Origin of the sequence: Shewanella olleyana, assembly GCF_023283825.1 — a bacterium.
Lineage (GTDB): Bacteria > Pseudomonadota > Gammaproteobacteria > Enterobacterales > Shewanellaceae > Shewanella > Shewanella olleyana.
Genome location: NZ_JAKILD010000016.1, coordinates 102,810 through 122,330, shown reverse-complemented (window position 1 = coordinate 122,330; position 19,521 = coordinate 102,810). Strand labels below are relative to the sequence as shown.

General features: G+C 40.1%; 14 protein-coding genes. 4 read left to right on the top strand and 10 right to left on the bottom strand.

Features of this window, described 5'->3' with window-relative positions; genetic code table 11:
- Window positions 1-152 precede the first annotated feature (152 nt).
- On the bottom strand, window positions 153-1,430 hold the full coding sequence (locus L2735_RS12840) for a YjiH family protein (RefSeq protein ID WP_283104634.1): 1,278 nt from the start codon (window positions 1,428-1,430) through the stop codon (window positions 153-155).
- A 699-nt stretch (window positions 1,431-2,129) separates the two neighbouring features.
- On the opposite strand from L2735_RS12840, the gene L2735_RS12835 reads away from it, so the two are divergent.
- Complete coding sequence (locus L2735_RS12835) at window positions 2,130-2,834, top strand: hypothetical protein (protein ID WP_248985083.1); 705 nt, start codon at window positions 2,130-2,132, stop codon at window positions 2,832-2,834.
- Between the two features lie 12 nt (window positions 2,835-2,846).
- Here L2735_RS12835 and L2735_RS12830 read toward each other — a convergent pair whose 3' ends face one another.
- Window positions 2,847-3,734 carry a U32 family peptidase gene (locus tag L2735_RS12830; RefSeq protein ID WP_248985082.1) on the bottom strand — a complete coding sequence of 296 codons (888 nt, stop codon included), beginning with the start codon at window positions 3,732-3,734 and terminating at the stop codon, window positions 2,847-2,849.
- An 11-nt stretch (window positions 3,735-3,745) separates the two neighbouring features.
- Window positions 3,746-4,747: a ubiquinone anaerobic biosynthesis protein UbiU gene (ubiU, locus tag L2735_RS12825; RefSeq protein ID WP_248985081.1), complete on the bottom strand. Its 1,002-nt coding sequence runs from the start codon at window positions 4,745-4,747 to the stop codon at window positions 3,746-3,748.
- Between the two features lie 136 nt (window positions 4,748-4,883).
- Here ubiU and ubiT point away from each other — a divergent pair, with 136 nt between their 5' ends.
- On the top strand, window positions 4,884-5,399 hold the full coding sequence (gene ubiT / locus L2735_RS12820; RefSeq protein ID WP_248985080.1) for a ubiquinone anaerobic biosynthesis accessory factor UbiT: 516 nt from the start codon (window positions 4,884-4,886) through the stop codon (window positions 5,397-5,399).
- A gap of 137 nt (window positions 5,400-5,536) precedes the next feature.
- Here ubiT and L2735_RS12815 read toward each other — a convergent pair whose 3' ends face one another.
- Window positions 5,537-5,788, bottom strand: a complete 252-nt coding sequence (locus L2735_RS12815; protein ID WP_220752867.1) for a YfhL family 4Fe-4S dicluster ferredoxin — start codon at window positions 5,786-5,788, stop codon at window positions 5,537-5,539.
- A gap of 5 nt (window positions 5,789-5,793) precedes the next feature.
- On the bottom strand, window positions 5,794-7,191 hold the full coding sequence (trhP, locus tag L2735_RS12810) for a prephenate-dependent tRNA uridine(34) hydroxylase TrhP (protein ID WP_248985079.1): 1,398 nt from the start codon (window positions 7,189-7,191) through the stop codon (window positions 5,794-5,796).
- A 232-nt stretch (window positions 7,192-7,423) separates the two neighbouring features.
- Between trhP and L2735_RS12805 the strand changes: the two genes are divergently transcribed.
- Together L2735_RS12805 and L2735_RS12800 are read left to right on the top strand one after the other, a co-directional pair.
- Window positions 7,424-8,266 carry an HDOD domain-containing protein gene (locus tag L2735_RS12805; protein WP_248985078.1) on the top strand — a complete coding sequence of 281 codons (843 nt, stop codon included), beginning with the start codon at window positions 7,424-7,426 and terminating at the stop codon, window positions 8,264-8,266.
- A 174-nt stretch (window positions 8,267-8,440) separates the two neighbouring features.
- Window positions 8,441-9,949 (top strand): putative bifunctional diguanylate cyclase/phosphodiesterase, encoded by a 1,509-nt coding sequence (locus L2735_RS12800; RefSeq protein ID WP_248985077.1) that lies wholly within the window; start codon window positions 8,441-8,443, stop codon window positions 9,947-9,949.
- Window positions 9,950-10,111: 162 nt separating this feature from the next.
- On the opposite strand, the gene L2735_RS12795 is transcribed toward L2735_RS12800, so the two are convergent.
- The 5 genes from L2735_RS12795 to L2735_RS12775 form a co-directional block, all read right to left on the bottom strand.
- Entirely contained in the window at window positions 10,112-10,540 is a 429-nt protein-coding gene (locus tag L2735_RS12795; protein WP_248985076.1) for a thioesterase family protein, read from the bottom strand.
- A gap of 176 nt (window positions 10,541-10,716) precedes the next feature.
- On the bottom strand, window positions 10,717-14,478 hold the full coding sequence (locus L2735_RS12790; RefSeq protein WP_248985075.1) for an EAL domain-containing protein: 3,762 nt from the start codon (window positions 14,476-14,478) through the stop codon (window positions 10,717-10,719).
- Between the two features lie 244 nt (window positions 14,479-14,722).
- Window positions 14,723-15,196 (bottom strand): LabA-like NYN domain-containing protein, encoded by a 474-nt coding sequence (locus L2735_RS12785; RefSeq protein WP_248985074.1) that lies wholly within the window; start codon window positions 15,194-15,196, stop codon window positions 14,723-14,725.
- Window positions 15,197-15,222: 26 nt separating this feature from the next.
- Entirely contained in the window at window positions 15,223-18,327 is a 3,105-nt protein-coding gene (locus tag L2735_RS12780) for a multidrug efflux RND transporter permease subunit (RefSeq protein ID WP_248985073.1), read from the bottom strand.
- On the bottom strand, window positions 18,327-19,475 hold the full coding sequence (locus tag L2735_RS12775) for an efflux RND transporter periplasmic adaptor subunit (RefSeq protein ID WP_248985072.1): 1,149 nt from the start codon (window positions 19,473-19,475) through the stop codon (window positions 18,327-18,329). Before L2735_RS12775 ends, L2735_RS12780 begins: the two co-directional genes overlap by 1 nt.
- Between the last annotated feature and the right edge of the window lie 46 nt (window positions 19,476-19,521).

The following is a 19,521-nucleotide window of genomic DNA, read 5'->3' as shown; positions in this document are numbered from 1 at the left end:
ATATTGTTGTGGACTAGGCTCTCGAAGCATGATGATAAACTTGGTTATTATCTGTACTTCTATTAGATCAAAGCCCTAGACGAATGTCTAGGGCTTTGTCAGCAGTCTGAAAGGAGCCTTAGGCTCCTTTTTTATTAACAATAATATCCAAGCTACACCAGTAAGTGACCACATAGTGCAATAACAGGTAAGGTGACTAAAGTACGTAGAATGAATACCACAAACAGTTCGAAAAAGTTTACTGGGATTTTACTGCCAATCAGCAATGCACCGACTTCACTCATGTAAATTAGCTGAGTAACAGATAAAGCCGCAATCACAAAGCGCGTTAAATCGGATTCAATTGAACTTGCCAAAATTGATGGTAAAAACATATCAGCAAAACCCACCACTATAGTGGTCGAAGCAACATCCGCTTCGGGGATCTGCAGTAACTCTAGCAATGGAATAAATGGCATACCCAAGTAATCAAATATTGGCGTATTTTCTGCCAATACTAAAGCGATAGTACCAATAGCCATGACCACCGGAATAATACCGAATACCATATCTACGACGTTTTTAACGCCTTCTTGGAGTACATGCTTAACACCACCTGCACGAGAAGCCTTATTTAAGGCTTGTTCAAAGCCCCAAGACATAACGCCATGACCTTGCGGGATCATTTCATCATCAGGGTGACGAGGGGTGTTATCTATGTATAAATCTTTTTTCCACGACAATGGAGGCAGTTTAGGCACCACAATCGCAGCGACAAAACCAGCCAAACACACAGTTAAGTAGAATGGGACAAATAGGTGTTCAAGTTGCACTTGAGAAATCACGACTAAACTAAAGGTGATAGATACAGCAGAGAAAGTAGTACCAATAACCGCAGCTTCACGTTCTGTGTATAAACGAGTTTCGTATTGTTTGTTGGTCATTAAGATACCAACACTACCATCACCTAACCAAGAAGCCATACAGTCAATGGCGCTTCTGCCTGGTAAGTTGAAAATTGGACGCATAAGCTTGGTTAGCATAGTGCCGAAAAACTCTAATAAGCCAAAGTTCAGTAATAAAGGTAATAACATGCCTGCAAAAATAAACACTGAAAACAGTACAGGTAAAAGGTCATTAAGCACTAATGCGCCAGTATCGGCAGAATAGATAACCTCTGATCCTACTTCTAAATAAGTGAGTACAATAAATACAGCACCTAAAACTCGAACGATTAACCAAAATGGCGATACGTTAAGTAAATTATTGAGGAAGGGCTTTTCGCGCACCAATTTGGGTTTAATGATTCGAGCCAATACCGATATGATGGCCATAAAGACAACAATACAGGTGACGATTAATGGCAAAATATCTGCAAATTGGCCTTGAACCGCTTTAGACAATATCGCAATCGGGATGGTAATTGCGTCGTTATAGCTGATAGGCGTCATGAATAATAACAAACCGATCAGTGATGGAATGATAAAGGTCAGTATTGTCTTTATGTTATGTTTTTGTTTTTCTTGAGTCACTTTATATATGCCTTAGCAATTGACCATATCATTATGGCTGATTGTGTCTAACCATCCAGTGGGAAAATTGTTGAATGTCCATTCAATGATGCGTTAAGCGAGGCAAGGGTACCTGCTTATCTAGTCTATGTAAAACTATTCAACTTAACGAATAGTTATGGAGTTATTTTGCGTATCTATATTCTATAGAGTTCGTTGATAAATGCACGAATTAATTCTTTTGTAATCAAGGTTTTGGGGTGAGGTTGCGTGTTGGTTGTGCTGATGTTGCTATGGTTGTGAGTGGCGTTTTAGGCTAGAATCATTACTTACATAGAGATAAATAGATTATTTTTATAAAATTCAGATACTAGGGCCTTTTGATCTTTGCTGGTTAAGTTTTGTTCGAACCCTTTGGGCAGCGTTTGTTGGCGATTTTTACTGCGTTATCGGCTTTTTATGTAGAATAACTACACCACAAAGTCTTCGCCTTGTATAAATGGCCAACAATTCGCTGCAAAAATAACCCTGAAAGATCAACCGGCCTAAATATAAATGTTATAGATTAGATATCTGTAGAGGTTTTACCGATTTTGATTAAGTATGATAGATGTGAATTTATAAGGAAGTTGCTTAGCAGTGATAATTAATAAAACAGAAAAAATTGCTAGATTAGCTTACCTCTTTGGTTTGCTAGGCTTGTTCGGCCTTTTTCTCGGTATCGTGCTATCGGTTACGATTGAATATATCCAATATGGTGATAAGTACACTTTATTGCAGTACTCTTTAAGTGAGCTAGGGACTTATAACCGCTCATCGACTGCGATACTGATAAATGGTGGATTGTTTTTTGGTAGCCTTAGTTTAACCATGAGTTGCTTGTTTGGATTACAAATGAGCAATCGTTTCAGCAGTGGCTTGATGTGGTTATCGTTAATTGTGACTTTTATTGCCCTCGCTGCAATTGGTTTATTCCCGCTCAATGTTCACCACTTACATCTCCATGCTGTCTCTATTTATATTTACTTTGGCTTTTTAAGTGCAGCTTTATGTGTTGTTGAATGCGCTATAGAACGTAAGCCACCGTTGTGCATGCCGTTTATTTTAAGTTGTTTAGTATTAATGATTCACGGCGCGATTTTGTCACATGAATATTGGCGAGAAAGCTTAGGCGCTAAGCCCATTTCTGATGGCATGTTATTTCAAGCGATTGTATCGCAATCTCCAAAACCTGCAGTGTGGTGGTTATCGATATTATTCTGGGGCAGTATTGTATCAATGTGGCTTTGGATGTTGAGTATTTGTCGGTGGTATTTTTTACCCCACCGACAAGGTAAGCAATAGCATTTAGTCAAATCATACTTGTTGTAATCCGGCTTCGCCGAACCAATAACCATTGCATGCTTGAGAGTTAGCTGAAGACAGAGACGATTGCATTAAAGCGTCATCAGTCGAAACGGCTAACTTACTAGCGAGCGAATTGACAACATCTAAGCAATCAATACTACTTGGCGATACTCTAAAGTAATCAACTCCCATTTGCAGCATTACCATCAACTCTTGCGTTAAATCAATATTGGCTGCAGATTGTGTTTGAATACCATTAAGGCGCAATAAGTCTTGCTGCTCTTGGGTTTGAGCCAAAATCCCTTTTGGGTGTTGCTGACAAATAGTCTCGCAATTATCTTTATTTAAGCCAAAATGCTTAGCGGTAAAACAGCGGGCAGAATGGGCTAAGGGAATGAAGCCGTGGCCCATCACTTCAACTTCAAAATTAGGTTTGTTTGGATGATTAATTACTTGATTTAGCCAAGCTTTTGACAGCTCGTATGGCATAACAAATCGGCGCATTCCCATCGAGTGCAACAAATCTAAACTGGTACGGTTATAGTTATTAATGGTTGGCCCACAAATAAAAGGCAAGTTGGCTTGTTTAGCCACTTGCACACCAGCCATGTCATTGGCTTCAATGCTGAACTCGCCATTATCAACATATTTTTTTAATTCAGTAAGCTCTGATTGAGCTTCAATCAATGCCATGGTTGATAACACGACTTGCTTACCATGAGCTTTCAGCATGGCTGCTAATTCTAGGTAGTCATTAAATTTGAGCAAACGTCGTCGGCTGCATACGGTTTCGCCTAAATAAATCGTATCAACTTGGCTTTTTGCAGCTTGTTGATAGAAATGTTCCATATTGGCTTTATCCCAGCAGTAGCTTACTGGTGCGAGAGAAATCTTCATCAATATTTACCTTACTGCCATTGGCGCTCGTACGCGCCCAATGTGGTGACTTGTCCTTCTGACACTTTTGCGAGTACTTGATTCCATCGCGCTTGTTCAGTGAATGATTCGGGATGAGTTAAAAAGCTATCGATAGCTTCACGCCAAACTCGGGTCACTTGTTCAACATAAGCGGGGCTGCGTTGTCGACCTTCTATTTTTAAAGATTTAATACCAGCTGAAGCCAATTGTGGTAGCAGGCTCAAGGTATTTAAGCTAGTTGGGGATTCTAGCAAGTAACTCGCTTGAGTTTGGTCTTCGGCAATGTAACGCCCTTTACAGACAACTGGGTAGCCAAGTTGTTGATCAACGCCAGAAGTATCAATAAGCACTTCATTTAACCGCGTTAGACACTTGTCTCCTTGCTCTTGCCATCTCACGTGTTTAGCGGGTGAGCATGAGCCGCCAGTGTTAGGCGATTGGCCTGTGACATAAGAAGATAAATGACAACGCCCTTCAGCCATGATGCATAAACTGCCAAAAGCGAAAACCTCTAAATCTACACTGCTATTTTTGGCTAAGTCTTTAACTTGTTTTATTGACAACACACGAGGCAACACTGCGCGTTCGATGTTAAATGCTTGCTGATAAAAATCCAATGAAGCTAAGTTTGTGGCGCTTGCTTGAACTGACAAATGCAAGGGCAGATGAGGATAGCGACGATTGGCATAATCCAGTAATGAGATGTCTGCAGTAATCAGTGCATCCATTCCAATATTGGCAGCTAAGTCGATAGCTTGATACCAACGTGACTCTTCGCCTGGTTTGGGAAAGGTGTTGAGGGTTAAAAATACCTTTCGACCTTGGCTATGGGCAAGCTTAGTAGCTTGTTTGATTTGTTCTGGAGTAAAGTTGAGCCCAGCGAATGAACGGGCATTGGTGTCGTCTTTTAATCCTAGATAAACCGCATCGGCACCTGCTCTAAAAGCGGCTTTTAATGAGGCTAAATTTCCTGCGGGGCACAAGAGTTCCATTTTCTCTCTCTCTAATTGCTGTTGCAAGGGAGTGTAAAGTTGAATGACGTCACATGATTTGATTTGAAACAGGTTTCAATTGATAAAATGTGAGTAAACTAGCTTAAATATAATTCTAGGCAGTGTAGGAGTATCAATGTCTTTCGGTTTTTCCAGTAAAGTCGCTAAAAACGTATTAGGTTTAGCACCAAAAGTGGCCACACAATCTTTATCGGTTGTGCCTGAAAAAATGAAATTAGATTTGTTAGCAAAGTTGCTGACGTTGACTTTATCAGAGCAAATCAAGTTCGGTGAATTAGAGTTTTTACAAGCAAAGTGGGTCGCGATTTCTGTGCAAGATATCGGCTTACATTTTGAAATTAGCTTTGACGGACAGCTGCTATTACGCCCACTGACTAAAGCTGATGTTACCTTTACTGCTAATGTGCCTGAGCTATTGTTGGTCGCAGCGGCGAAAGAAGACCCTGATACTTTATTTTTTCAGCGCAAACTGAGAATTGAAGGTGACACTGAATTAGGCCTAGAAGTGAAGAATCTATTACTAGGTATTGAACTAGAATCACTGCCTCAACCGGTGCGTTTAAGCATTGAAAAACTCGCGGTTACCTTACAAACACTGCAAAGCTATTCAAATGATACTGCGATGGCATAAAACGAATTATATCTTGTGAAATATTAAAATTTGAGCAATAAAAAGGCGCAATTTAAGCGCCTTTTTTGTTTCTAATGTTTATGTATCTAATGCTTGAGTAAATATTCAGCCATTAAGCATCATTGAGCGATGTTTAGTTAAACCTTACCTGTTATGACTTGGTACTTATATTTAAGCTCTTCAGGTGTTTCTGCATGTGCAGGATCTGGGTCTATACAATCAATTGGGCACACGGAAATACATGTCGGCTTGTCATAATGGCCAACACATTCTGTGCACAGGGCAGGATCGATTTCATAAATCTCTTCGCCCATGGTAATTGCTTCATTAGGGCACTCAGGCTCACACATGTCGCAATTGATACAGCTATCGTCAATTATTAAAGCCATAAGTATTACTCTGCAGGTGCGGTTTCTTGATGTGGATTACGTGAATCTTGTCCCTGGGGAAGATTACGCATCAAAATTGCTTTGTCTAATTCAACTTCATCAGGCACAGCTAAGAACACGAAATGGCCCGAACCTAGCCCAGCTTCCACTGACTCACCTTTACGGTTGACTAATTCTGATATGGTTAAGGTTAAATTCCCTTGTGGTGTCATCACTTCAACACTGTCACCCACTAAGAATTTATTTTTAACATCAATTTCGGCAGCGCCTGACTCATTGCGTTTACCGGTAAACTCGCCGACAAATTGTTGGGTATCACTAATCGAATAACCATAATCATAGTTTTGGTATTCATCATGAACGTGACGACGCAAGAAACCTTCGGTGTAGCCACGATGCGCTAAACCTTCAAGGTTGTGCATTAATGTACGATCAAAGTCGTTACCCGCAACGGCATCTTCAATCGCCTGACGGTATAGCTGCGCTGTTCGAGCAACATAATAGAACGACTTAGTACGACCCTCAATTTTTAATGAATCCACACCTATTTTAGTCAAGCGCTCAACATGTTGGATTGCACGAAGATCTTTCGAGTTCATGATGTAAGTGCCATGCTCATCTTCATAAGCTGGCATGTATTCACCAGGACGACCTGGTTCTTGTAGTAGCACGACTTCATCTGATGGTTGGCCCGCACCTAACGTTGGAGTTTCAATTTGCACGCCATTTTGATCGACAATACCTTGTGGATTTACTGCAATAATGTCGCCAGTGTCTGTTTGTTTCGCTTCATGGACATCATACTTCCAACGACAAGCGTTAGTGCATGTTCCTTGGTTAGGATCGCGTTTGTTGATGTAACCTGAAAGCAGGCAACGACCAGAGTAAGCCATACACAATGCACCGTGAACAAACACTTCTAATTCGATATCTGGGCATTGCTGACGAATTTCTTCAATTTCATCAAGGGAGAGTTCACGGGATAAAATCACGCGTTTAATACCTTGCTGCTGCCAAAATTTAACTGATGCCCAGTTAATTGCGTTTGCTTGAACTGATAAATGCACAGTTTGATCAGGGAAGGCTTCACGCACCATCATAATAAGGCCAGGATCTGACATGATCACCGCATCGGGCATCATATCAATCACTGGGGCCATATCACGGATATAGGTTTTTAGCTTGGCGTTATGTGGGGCAATATTACTCACCACATAAAGCTTCTTGTTTAGTGCATGGGCTTCTTTAATCCCCATGGCAAGATTTTCCATTTTAAAGTCATTATTTCGAACTCGTAAGCTATAGCGAGGTTGACCTGCATATACCGCATCTGCACCGTAGGCAAAGGCGTAACGCATGTTCTTTAATGTTCCTGCTGGAGACAATAGCTCTGGTCTAAACATAATCACTCTCAATTTGATGGAAATTCACGCATAGCGCGGGGGGCGGCATTTTACTTAAGTATGGTTGCTTAATGCAAATAATTCCTCTGTGATTGTGGGGTTTGTCTAATTTAATTATGACTAATGAAAGAAAATGATTTATAAAAGATTACTGCTTTTTCTTTATTCAAATAAACCACATAACTGATATAATCCGAACAAAGCAATAACAATAGAATAACAGGCGGAAAGCATGACAACTGAACACCAACTTTTGGTCGGACTATTAAAGAAGCTTAAAGACGATGCTTTAGTGCTTCCTACACTGCCAGAAGTCGCTATGCGTGTGCAGGAAGTTGTAGCGCAACCCGACTCAAGTTTAAAGCAAGTCGGTGACATTATTGGCCAAGATGCAGCGATTTCTGCACGTATTATTAAAGTGGCAAACAGTGCGTTATATAGTCGTGGCAATAAAGCCGAAAATATCAGTGCGGCAGTAAATCGCATTGGCTTAGTGCAAATTAAATCTATTGTGACATCCGTAGCACTTGAGCAACTGTTTATCTCTACTAATGAAATGGTGTGGGAAGTGATGGATGAAGTATGGCAAACCTCGATTGAGGTCACTGCATCATCGGGCGCGATGTTAGCCATTTATAATAAACGTAACCCGAGTAAAAAATTAGACCCTGAAACATTAACGCTTGCTGGTCTTGTACATAATATCGGCGCGCTGCCTGTTTTATCTGAAGCGGAAACAAAACCAGATGCATTTACCAGTATTGATCAACTGCGTGGTTTAGTGCGTAAAATGCAAGGGCCAATAGGCCGAGCCATTTTAAAAACATGGGACTTTGCCCCTGAAGTGATGGAAGTGGTTGAACGCTGGGCTGATTTACATTACATGCCAGAGACAGTCACGTATTTAGACTTTATTCGTTCTGCGGCTTATTACACTGGTGAATTAAGAGCCGGTGTAGAACTTGAACAACGCTTAGATATATTTGCCACACGTGGCTTGCCTGTTACACCGGAAGATTTAGAAAGTGATGAATTTTTAGATGTTTATCATTCGATTAAGCAGAGTTATCAATAACAGTGTGATATTTATTTTAGTAATAATGTGGTTTTTGATGTAACTAGCTGTTGTTTAGAACTCCAGTATTTAGCTTTATTTTACAACTTGAGTATAGAGCATTAACAAAGCGTTATTATTCGCTTTTCAGACTAACCTAATTGACTGTTGTCATAGAATAAGGAGCAATAAATTGTGTTAAGCATTGAAATTATCATTGTGCTATTTATCGCTCTTATTCTCTTGCTAGGGATTGTGCTTGGGGGGTACTTTCAGCAAGGCAAATTTATTGCTGAGTTAACCCAAACATTAGAATCTAATAACGCAACTCAGTCACCGTTAAATTTCAAACATACACCGCGCGCATTTAAACCTCTTGTCCGCAATCTCAACTTGTTTCAACAGAATAATCCAGTGACGCTTGAGCGGGATAAACTGACAGGTTTGTCTAATCGAGTTGGCTTTAAACGAAAAATGTTTGCCAAAATGCCTGCTACAGAAGGCATGTTAGTGCTGGTGGACATACAGCAGTTTCGTTTTGTGAATGACTTATTTGGCTTTATTTTCGGCGACCAGCTACTTAAATCCTTTGCTTTACGAATTAAAGGTTTAGCTAACCCACCTCAATTTGTCTCTAGAATGAACGGCAACGAGTTTTTATTGTTTTATCCTCAAGTCGTTTCAACTTCTGAATTAAACCTAATCAAGCAACATCTTCAAAAACCATTTGAGATAGAACAAACTCCTATCAGTATTAAAGTTCAGCTTGGAGTATTAGAGTTACACGAGCATCATGCTGATGTAAGTTTGATGCTAAGACGATTAGATTTAGCCCTTAAAAAGGCTAAGGTGAGCCATAAAGATATTGCCTTTTACAATCAAGATGATGATAAAGCGCAATATCGCGAACTGATGATTATCAATAGTTTACCAAAAAGCTTGAAGCAGAATCAGCTTCATATGGTATATCAGCCCAAACTTGATATCAGCACAGGGGAGTGCTCGCAGGTAGAAGCATTAATTCGTTGGGAACATGACGGTTTAGGTAATATTTCACCTACAGAGTTTATTCCGCTTGCTGAGCACACTGGTATTATTGATTTAATCAGTAAATGGGCATTAGAGCAGGTGCTACAGCAACAAGTGAAATGGCTTCAGCAAGGGATAAACATTAAAGTCGCTGTGAATCTCTCGACTAAGGATTTAGAAAATCAGCATCTGCCAATAGATATCAGTAATTTGTTGATGCAATACAAGGTTCCCGCTGAAAATCTGATGATTGAAATCACCGAAAGTGCTTTGATGCTAGATTTAGCCCGAACCATTGAAACGCTGAAAGAGATTAGACAATTAGGGGTTAAAATTGCCATTGATGATTTTGGTACTGGCCACTCATCATTAGCCTATTTGCGCCACCTACCAATTGATGAAGTCAAAATTGATAAAGCATTTTTAGATGACTTTAATTGCGATCTTCAAGCGAATAAAATTGTTAAAACCAGTATCGATTTGGCCAAAAGCTTAGGCTTTGATGTGACAGTTGAAGGCGTTGAAACTAAAGATGTATTCGATACCTTAATTGAGTTTGGTACTGATACGATTCAAGGTGAATATGTCAGCAAACCACTTATTGCTAACGAACTAGAGCTACGTTTCTCGCAGCTCATCAACAAACCTTTTATCACTTTACCTACCACCCATTAGCTTTATTACTAATGACTCATTAACCTTCAATAGTATTGAGGGGATGAAAGTTATTTAAATAAAAGAAACAGAAGGAACAAGAGGAGCTAGCTTTCTTTACTCGTTCCATCATGAGTACGATACGCCAGACCACATCAAACCACAGCCAAAGCTAAAACGCTTTTAACTAAACTTTTCTCGTAACTGCTCAATTAAGTTCATTGGCATTGGCGCCATTTGGCGTTGCTGATTCATACAAACCATTTCAATCGTTGCCGTTACAGCAGGCTTTTTAGCATTAGGTCGCCAAATTTCTTGTTGCCAAACCGTGCGGTACTTACTTTCAAAATAATATTTGGTTCTGACATCGATAATATCAGCGAACTCAACCCCGTCATGACACAACATATCGGTTCGATAAACAGCAAACCCTAGTTGTTGCTCTTGCCACAACACATTAAGTACATTAGCACCGATGACGTGTTCCCTAGCTCGCTCAAAGTATTTTAGGAAATTAGGGTGATAAACCACACCAGAGAAGTCAGTATCTTCATAATAGATTTGTACAGGGAAGTGAAACGTAGGGCTGTATTCAATTGTTTTTTGAGTCATTATGATTTTGTAGTAGGAAGCAATTAAGGTTATTGTCGCTTATTTGAAAGGGATTCAATAGCGCTATTTAGCAAGCCTCACAGAATATGATTCTCATCAGACCACAAGCATTGATAAAAGTATCCTTTATCTATCTTAGATCTGCTTCATACATCTTTAGCCATCTTTAATTATCTTCAGTTTCCTTCAGTAAGAGCGACTCCATTGATAAGCATTTTGCTAGCAAGAGGTTCTGGAATTGCAGGACTAAATAAATACCCTTGACCCATCGTACAATCCAATTCTATGAGTTTACGTCTTTGCATCTCGGTTTCAATGCCTTCTGCCACAATATCCATATTTAGCTCGGTACCTAAATTAACGATATTTTTTAGCACAACTTCAGTAGCATGATTGTCTAGTAACCCATTTAAAAAACCTTGATCGATTTTTAAGGTATCAAGTGGGAAATGAGTTAAATAATTCAATGATGAAAAGCCAGTGCCAAAATCATCAAGGGCAATACGAACATTGAGCTTTTTAAGCTGCTTAAGCACGACTTCAGCAGTGCTGAAGTTTTCAATCAACAATGACTCAGTTATTTCTAATTCAAGCTTCTCAGCAGGGAAACCTGTTTGTAGCAATATTGACTCTATTTGCTCACAAATATCAGGTTGAGAAAGCTGTATAGGCGATATATTGACTGAAATATTATCCTTTAATAAACCTTCTTGGTGCCATTTTTCCCCATCAGTACAGGCGCGTAATAACACCCAATAACCTATTTCAATAATCTGACCATTGCTTTCAGCTTCGGGGATAAATTTAGCTGGTGGAATAAGACCTTCAATTGGATGGTACCATCTGAGTAAAGCTTCAAATGAACATACCTCACCAGTGAGCATATTCACTTTAGGCTGGTAATGAACCTGAAATTGATGACCAACTAGTGCGGTTTTTAATTGATGTTTAATGGTGATTTTTTCAAGTAACGCTTGCGATAACGATTCATTGAAAAAGTAAGCGCCATTTCGGCCTGCATGTTTTGCTGCATACATAGCTGTGTCGGCATGTTTGAGTAAAGTCTTAGAGTCGCGACCATCCTCCGGGAAGCAGGCAACGCCGATACTGGCTGAGCTGGTAATCCAGTGAGCTTTGATCTGATAACCGGTATTAATACAGGTGCGAATTTGCTCGATAACATTAATGAGCTTTTCTTGGCTACCAGGATGTTGAATGATAATGGCAAATTCATCACCTCCTAACCTTGCCAGCAAGTCATCTTTGTTGAGGGTGTTTGATAACCTTTTGCTGACTTCAATAATGAGTTCATCGCCAATGTCGTGACCCATAGTGTCATTGACCTCTTTGAAATAATCTAAGTCCATGAAAACAATTGCAACTGGGTTCTGTACATTTGTCACAGCTAGTTCAAGCTTTGAGTTAAAACGAAATCGATTTGAAAGTCCTGTTAGGCTATCGTAGTTTGCTCGGTTACTGAGTTCGGTAATTTTTTGGTAGCGAGTAAAAAGGTATAAAACGATCAATAAAGTACAGGTAGCCATCAAGGTAATAATGGCGTAGATCCACCATGCTTGTTTAACTTCAAACTCAAACTTAGCCACATGAGGACTCCAGCGCCCATCACTGTTACTGCCTTGGGCAATAAAAGAATACTTACCTGCATTAAGGTTGGTATAAGTGGCGGAAGTGTTATTACCTGCATAGACCCATTTATCGTCGAAACCATTTAATCGGTATCTATAGAGGTTTTTCTCTGGTGCAGTAAAGTCCATTGACGCAAAAGAAAATTGCACAATATTCTGTTCATAATCTAATTGAACTTCATCGACTTTTTGGTTGCTGTTAGGGCCAATTAATTGCTCATTGGCGATTAATGCAGAGGTGATATGGACTTTAGGCTTAAACACATTACTTGCGATGACGTTAGTATCAATTTTATAAAGGCCATCGTTAGAACCCAAATATAAGTTGTCACCGTTCATCGCTATAGCAGAGTCTGTGAAGGAGCTATTTTTTTCATTAATCGCACTAGGGTATTGAGTTACTTCAAAGGTGCGGGTATTCATTTTAGCAAATTTAGATTGCGAGGTTACCCAAACAAAGCCATCCCCGTTACCAGTAACACCTCTAAGTGTATTAGAGGTAAAGCCATGTGCTTTATTAAAGTATTTTATCTCAGTTGGCTCTTCCCATATGTCACCCAATCTTATTCGTGCAAGACCTAAACCTTGGGTCGCTACCCAAATATCATCATGTTCATCTTGATATAGCTTAACGGTTCTTATGTTTTCAATATCAGTGCCAAGAGAAAGGTGTTTGACTTCATATGTCTCTGGATTTACTCGGTAAATAGCATTAGTGGTCGCAAGCCATAATTCACCATTATGGATGAATTTCATATCAAAGGTATAGTTACCACCGGCAGCGTAGGAATAATCGTACTCTGTAAGCAAGTGCTGCTTTATCCCTTGCTCAGGGTTAAATAACATCAGTCCAATATCCAGGTAACCAGTGATCCAAATATCGCCATTTTTATCTGGTAAAGCGAGGTAAAACAAACTGTTTGGAAAATTGTATGGATTACCTTGCTTATTACTATAATGGTGTATTTTTTTACTGACGAGGTTATAAGAAGACAAGCCATCAGCACTGGAAATCCACAGATTTTCGTTATCATCTAAGATTGCGCTATAAGGTGAATTAACTGCGAAGTTTTCAATTGGATTAAGTTTTATTGCTTCGGTTTTATCGTTTATTAGATTGATTTTTTCTGATGTAGTTACCCAGATACTTTTATTTTCATCAGTATCAACCCAGTACGTAAAGGAGCTAGAAAGTTCAGGTGTGTATGGATGAGGTTTAAAAATTCGAGTGCCATGCTTAAAGGGGGAGTAATAGGATGCTCCATGGGCTGTTGCAAACCAAATCCCACCAGATTGATCAAACTGCAGCTCATTAACTCGATTGTCTGCAATGGAGTGGTCGTTATAATCTTGATGCTGCAAATGAGTATAACTCATCGTATCTAAGGTTATTTTTGTCGCACCTTTATCATGAGCAAGCCAAAGGGTATTACTGTCTTCAAGGCTAATATCATTCACGTTATTAGATGCTAGTTGATCAACAGATGGGTTGTTGGGATCTATTTTATAAATAACCACTTCCAGGGTCTTTGGATTAAAATCAACCAAGCCTTGTTGATAGGTTCCTAGCCATACTTGTTCGTCAGACACGACTTCTACGGTATTGATTGAACTGGTTAAGATCCTATTGGTATCAGGATTATTGGATTTTACTGGCACTAACCTTTGTGTATCTATATTGATTGTGGCGAGCCCAAAATCAGTGGCGGTCCAAATCGTCCCGTTATAATCTGAAAAAATACTGGAAGTGGATGTTTCGTAACGCTGGCCATCTTCATCGAAAAGAAAGAATGCTTGAAAGGTTTTTGTCGCTGGGTCATACAAACTAATACCTGATCCAGTTCCAAACCAAATGTTATTCGATTCATCTTCGAATACATTCGTTATCCAACTCGAACCCAGCCCTTTTTTACTGTTAAGCACATTATGCTGCAACATTTCATTCTCAGGAGTCAGCTGATTGAGTCCATCTTCTGTGGCTATCCAAATATTACCACTAGTATCTTCAAAAATATCGGTAACATAGTTATTAGAAATATGATTTTTTTCATTGGGTGAAAATTGGAAGTGGATGAAATCAATGCCATCAAATCGGCTGGCGCCACTGTCTGTGCCAAACCAAATATAACCATTTCGTTCTTGATAAATAGTGGTGATACTGGAGGAGAGTAAGCCATCACTCACATTTAGCGTTTCAAGTTGAAACTGCTCAGAATACGATAGGGTAATTGAACTTAAATAGAAACAAATAGCAATGACAATACACTGTAGGTTTTTTGCCCGCTGAAACATCAACTTCTCTGCTATTCAAAAATGACATCTATAACGTAATTGTTACATAAAAAGATGCCCTATGGAATCAAATCTGAAAGAGAAGCTTGTTTGAACTCTCTGGTTAACTTGTTGTTAACATATGTTTTTGAGGTTTTTTTATCTCTGTTTGATCTTGGTGACGTTTGATTGTTACTTAAGATATTAAGCTTAATTAAACTCAATGGCTGGCCAATAAAATGTAATCGAATGGTGACTTGTAAGATTACAATAAAAGATTAGATTCGATGGGTAAATGACTGCCGACCACATCAAGTAAAGACTTAGCTGTTAAGCTTGAAACACTAATGACTTGAGTATCACATCCATATTTCTGCGCTACTTTAGCCATTAATAAATCAAAGTCCCCATCGCCCGAAAGCAATATCACTTTATCGACGTGTTCTGCATAATCTAAAACATCAATCGTAATACCGACATCCCAGTCGCCTTTTGCACTGCCATCACTGCGTTGGATGTAAGGTTTTAGCTTGACGTCAAAACCAATATGCCTAAGCGCATCTTGAAACTTAACTTGGCCATCGTCGGCGGGAGCAATCGCATAAGCAAAAGCATGTTCAATATGCGCATCTTTAGATAATTGTTTAAACAACGCACGGTAATTAAAAGAGCGTCCATAAGCCTGTTTACAGGTGTAATAAATGTTTTGTACATCAACAAATACTGCTACTTTTTCCATTATTACACCTGTTTAGTCATTTAAGCTTAAGCGCTTTTTTGTTTTTGCATCTCAATAGCTTCATTAAGTTGTTGTTCAACAAAGCCTGGAGATTTAGTGGTACCAGATATCAGCCTATACATGGCCGGGATCACTAGTAGGGTCACTAGAGTAGCAAATGCCATTCCAAAGAACACTACTGTACCAACAGCTATTCGACTTTCAGAGCCTGCACCCGATGACATGATTAATGGAATTGCACCAATTAACGTGGTAAATGCCGTCATTAGAATAGGTCTTAAGCGTCTTGCTGAAGCATCAACAATGGCTTGTTCTAACTCAAGGCCTTTGTCACGTAACTGGTTGGCAAATTCTACAATCAAAATACCATTTTTAGTTACCATACCAATTAGCATGATCATACCAATCTGACTATAAATGTTCAGCCCTTGGCCGGTTAGGTATAGGCCTAAGAAGCCACCAAATATTCCCATTGGTACGGTAAACATGACAACTAGCGGGTTTATGAAACTCTCAAATTGAGCGGCTAGTACTAAATAAGCCACTAATAAAGCTAAACCAAATACAATAAAAATACTGCTTTGGTTTTCTTTAAAGTCTTTTGACTCACCAGTGTAAGAAACTGTGATGTCACTCGGCAGCATCTCGATGGCTTTAGCATCAAGGAAATCTAACGCATCACCTAATGTATACCCAGCGCCTAAGTTCGCTTTTAAGGTGATCGACTTTTGTTTGTTAAGATGACTTAACTTCTGCGCTGAGGCGACTTCATCAATCTTAGTAATCGTATCTAAGGTAATCAGTTTACCTGTAGATGTACGCATATATATCTGGCTTAAATCGGCAACACTATTGAAGCTGTTTTCATCGCCGCGCAAATATACATCGTATTCTTCACCACGTTCGATAAAGGTGGTTTCACTGCGGCCACCTAACATGATTTCTAAAGTGTCAGAAACCTCAGTGACACTGACACCAAGCTCTGCTGCTCGCTCGCGATCTACCGACACAAGTAACTCAGGCGTGGTTTCTGCGTAATCGAGATCTGCACCTTCTAAAATAGGGCTTGAATCAGCTTCAAGTTGCAGCTTTTGTGCCCAGTCAAATAGTTCATTGTAATCAGAGCCTCCAAGCACAAATTGCACCGGTTCACTCGATTTTCCTCTAAAGCCGGGTAGCATTGGGCGGACCATGACATCGGGAATACCTTCAAGCGCTTTAGCTACAACTCCCAGTGCTTGTTGCGCATTGATGTCACGATCTTTCCATTCCTCAAGTTGAATAATCACAAAACCGGTTTGGTCACCAGCTCGGCCACCAAAAGCTGGGGCTTGTGTACTGAATGATTTGAACACCCCATTGCCTAACATAGGCATTAAACGCTGTTCTACAATATCCATGTTAGCCGACATGCGGTTATAACTTGTCCCTTCGGCGCCTTTGATAAAGGCAAAAATGACTCCACGGTCTTCTTGCGGCGCCAATTGAGCTGGAACTTGGTTCAATAACCAGCCACTACCTACAAGACAAGCAATAATGACAACAGGGGCTGCAACACGATATTGAACCGCTTTTGAAACGACACGGCGATATTGCTGTTCAAGCTTATCGAATATGCTATCAACCCAAAGGTTAAAGCGATTCGGCTTTACATTGGCTTTAAGTAATTTACTGCCCAGAACTGGCGTTAATGTCAAAGCAATGAGAGAGGAGAACAAAACCGACACCGCGAGCATTACTGAAAACTCTGTAAAAAGTAGGCCGACCATACCTTCCATAAAGGAAATGGGTAAAAATACCATCACCAATACCGCAGTGGTTGCCATAACAGCAAAACCAACTTCACGGGCACCTTTGTAGGCTGCAAGAATCGGCGGCTCACCTTTTTCAATGTGGTGAAATATATTCTCTACCACCACGATGGCATCATCCACTACCAAGCCAATGGATAGGATCAGCGCCATTAATGTCAGTAAATTAATGGAGAAACCAAACGTATTGGCGGCAATAAACGCTGAAATCAGAGACACTGGCACAGTGACAGCTGGAATGAGCGTGGCGCGCACTTGTCCGATGAATATGTACAGCACCAAAATTACTAAAATCGCCGTAATAATTAGGGTGTTATATACCTCATCTATCGAGCGAGAAATAAAAATCGTAGAGTCATAGTCAACGACTAATGCGGTGCCTTCAGGCAAGAACTCTTGAATTCTATCGACTTCTTGGTGAACTAATTTAGCCACATCAAGCGGATTAGCATCAGACTGAGCAACAATGCCTAAACTGATATTGGGGACACCGTTACTTTTAAAGGTCGAATTCTCGTTTTCAGCACCAATAAACACGTCTGCGACATCTTTTAGGTAAATAGGAGTTCCGTCATCTGCTGTGCGGACCACTAAATAATCAAAATCATCAGGATTATTGTACAGTCTAGCCGTTCTGACGGTCATTACTGTCGTGTCATTACGTACTTCGCCACCTGGCGTTTCAACATTTTCAGTTTTGAGCGCTGACACAATATCATTGGCCGATACATTTCGACCTGCCATTAGCTCTGGTTTTAACTGAACGTACATGACTTTATATAAGCCACCTGATAGCGAGATAGAGCTTACGCCAGTGATTAAGTTAAAGCGATCTTCAAGTACGCGTTGGGAGTAATCAGTAAGCTGAGTTCGATCCATCATCGAGGAGCTTAAATTGACATAGATTGATGGCTCACCTGAACCATTATCTTTCGATACAACAGGATCGTCAGCTTCATCTGGAAGGCGACGTTGAGCACGTGCTACCGCATCACGAACATCACTAACACCTTCTGTTAAATCCCAACCTAATAAGAAGGTCACTGTGATTTGTGACATACCGTTTCGGGTAACAGACTGAATTTCATCAATACCACTGATCCCAGTCAGTTCATCTTCGATGGTTGTGGTGATCTGGCTTTCCATAATCGTGGCAGATGCGCCACTATAGGTCGTCATGACGGTAACAACAGGTTTTTCAACGTCAGGCATTTCTCTTACTGACAACTTTGACAGCGAAACGAGACCAAATACGCCAAGTAATAAACTTAATACAATCGCGACAACAGGTCTTTTTACAGACACATCAGAGAGCCACATTAACTTTTCTCCAGCTGAGCGTTAGTTGGTGTCGTAATGGGCTCATTCAGTTTTGGTTCTGAATCTTCATGGGCTAAACGTGAATCTGCTCCCTGTTTTTCTAGCACATCAACAGATACACCATCACGCATATTGACTAGTCCTTGCACTACAACGTTGTCGCCAATATTTAAACCTTCAGAAATTAACACCTCATTATCAATGCGAGCACCTAAGATGACTTCGGTGCGATTAGCAATCTTATTGCTATCAACAAGATAAACAAAGCGTTTAGTGCCAGAGTACTCGATAGCCTGCACTGGGATCACTGGTTCAGATACCGCAGGGAAGTTAAGCGTTGCCGCCATCATCATGCCTGGTTTTAATTTATTGTCAGGGTTAGCAAACTGTACTCGTACACGTAAGTTTAACGTGTCTTGGTTAATACGTGAGTCAATGGCAATGATTTCACCATTAAACTCTTGAGATGGCCATGCACGACTTTGTGCTGAAACTTTCATACCATTTGAAAGTAATGACAAGTAATGTTCTGGCACTTGTAAATCGAGTCTCATGGTTGAGAGATCGTCGAAAGACAATAACTCAGTGCCCACAGAAATCATTTTGCCTACGCTGAAATCAATTAATCCTGCTGACCCCGTAAAAGGAGCATTGAGTGAGTGATAATCTAAATCCGCTTGAGCTGCTGCAAGTCGTGCTGCAGCCATATCAACGCTGGCGCGTTGCGCATCAATTTCTGTCTGGGTGATGGCATTGCTTGAAATTAGTTTAAGGAATTCTTTGAGCTTGCGTTTCTCATCGGCAAGGAAGGCTGCTGCTTCTGCGGTTGTCGCTTTAGCTTTAGCGTCATCAAGTTGAACGATAACTTGGCCAGCTTGAATATCTTGATCTGGTTTAATTAAAATCTCACTGATTTGGCCTGCGACTTGAGAAGATATGTAAACAGATTGCTCTGCATCAAGTTTGCCGATAAGGGATAGTGACTGAGACAGTTCATGCTGATCGACAATGCCTGTAACGACAGGAATTGTTTTTTGTGGTTTCCCCTTTGCATGAGGTTTGGCTTTATCTGCTTGGGATAAACCACTAAAAGACACAACTGCAGCGATAATACTGCTTAATATGATAAGAAATGCCAATTTTTTCATTTTATGAACTCTAAGAAAGAACAACAGACCGATTGTTGAATTGCGG

Coding starts and splice junctions, on each gene's coding strand:
- L2735_RS12775 (WP_248985072.1), bottom strand. CDS start 19,475: ATGAAAAAATTGGCATTTCTTATCATATTAAGCAGTATTATCGCTGCA.
- L2735_RS12785 (WP_248985074.1), bottom strand. CDS start 15,196: ATGGAAAAAGTAGCAGTATTTGTTGATGTACAAAACATTTATTACACC.
- L2735_RS12815 (WP_220752867.1), bottom strand. CDS start 5,788: ATGGCTTTAATAATTGACGATAGCTGTATCAATTGCGACATGTGTGAG.
- L2735_RS12805 (WP_248985078.1), top strand. CDS start 7,424: ATGACAACTGAACACCAACTTTTGGTCGGACTATTAAAGAAGCTTAAA.
- L2735_RS12840 (WP_283104634.1), bottom strand. CDS start 1,430: ATGACGCCTATCAGCTATAACGACGCAATTACCATCCCGATTGCGATA.
- L2735_RS12795 (WP_248985076.1), bottom strand. CDS start 10,540: ATGACTCAAAAAACAATTGAATACAGCCCTACGTTTCACTTCCCTGTA.
- L2735_RS12790 (WP_248985075.1), bottom strand. CDS start 14,478: ATGTTTCAGCGGGCAAAAAACCTACAGTGTATTGTCATTGCTATTTGT.
- trhP (WP_248985079.1), bottom strand. CDS start 7,191: ATGTTTAGACCAGAGCTATTGTCTCCAGCAGGAACATTAAAGAACATG.
- L2735_RS12830 (WP_248985082.1), bottom strand. CDS start 3,734: ATGAAGATTTCTCTCGCACCAGTAAGCTACTGCTGGGATAAAGCCAAT.
- ubiU (WP_248985081.1), bottom strand. CDS start 4,747: ATGGAACTCTTGTGCCCCGCAGGAAATTTAGCCTCATTAAAAGCCGCT.
- L2735_RS12780 (WP_248985073.1), bottom strand. CDS start 18,327: ATGTGGCTCTCTGATGTGTCTGTAAAAAGACCTGTTGTCGCGATTGTA.
- ubiT (WP_248985080.1), top strand. CDS start 4,884: ATGTCTTTCGGTTTTTCCAGTAAAGTCGCTAAAAACGTATTAGGTTTA.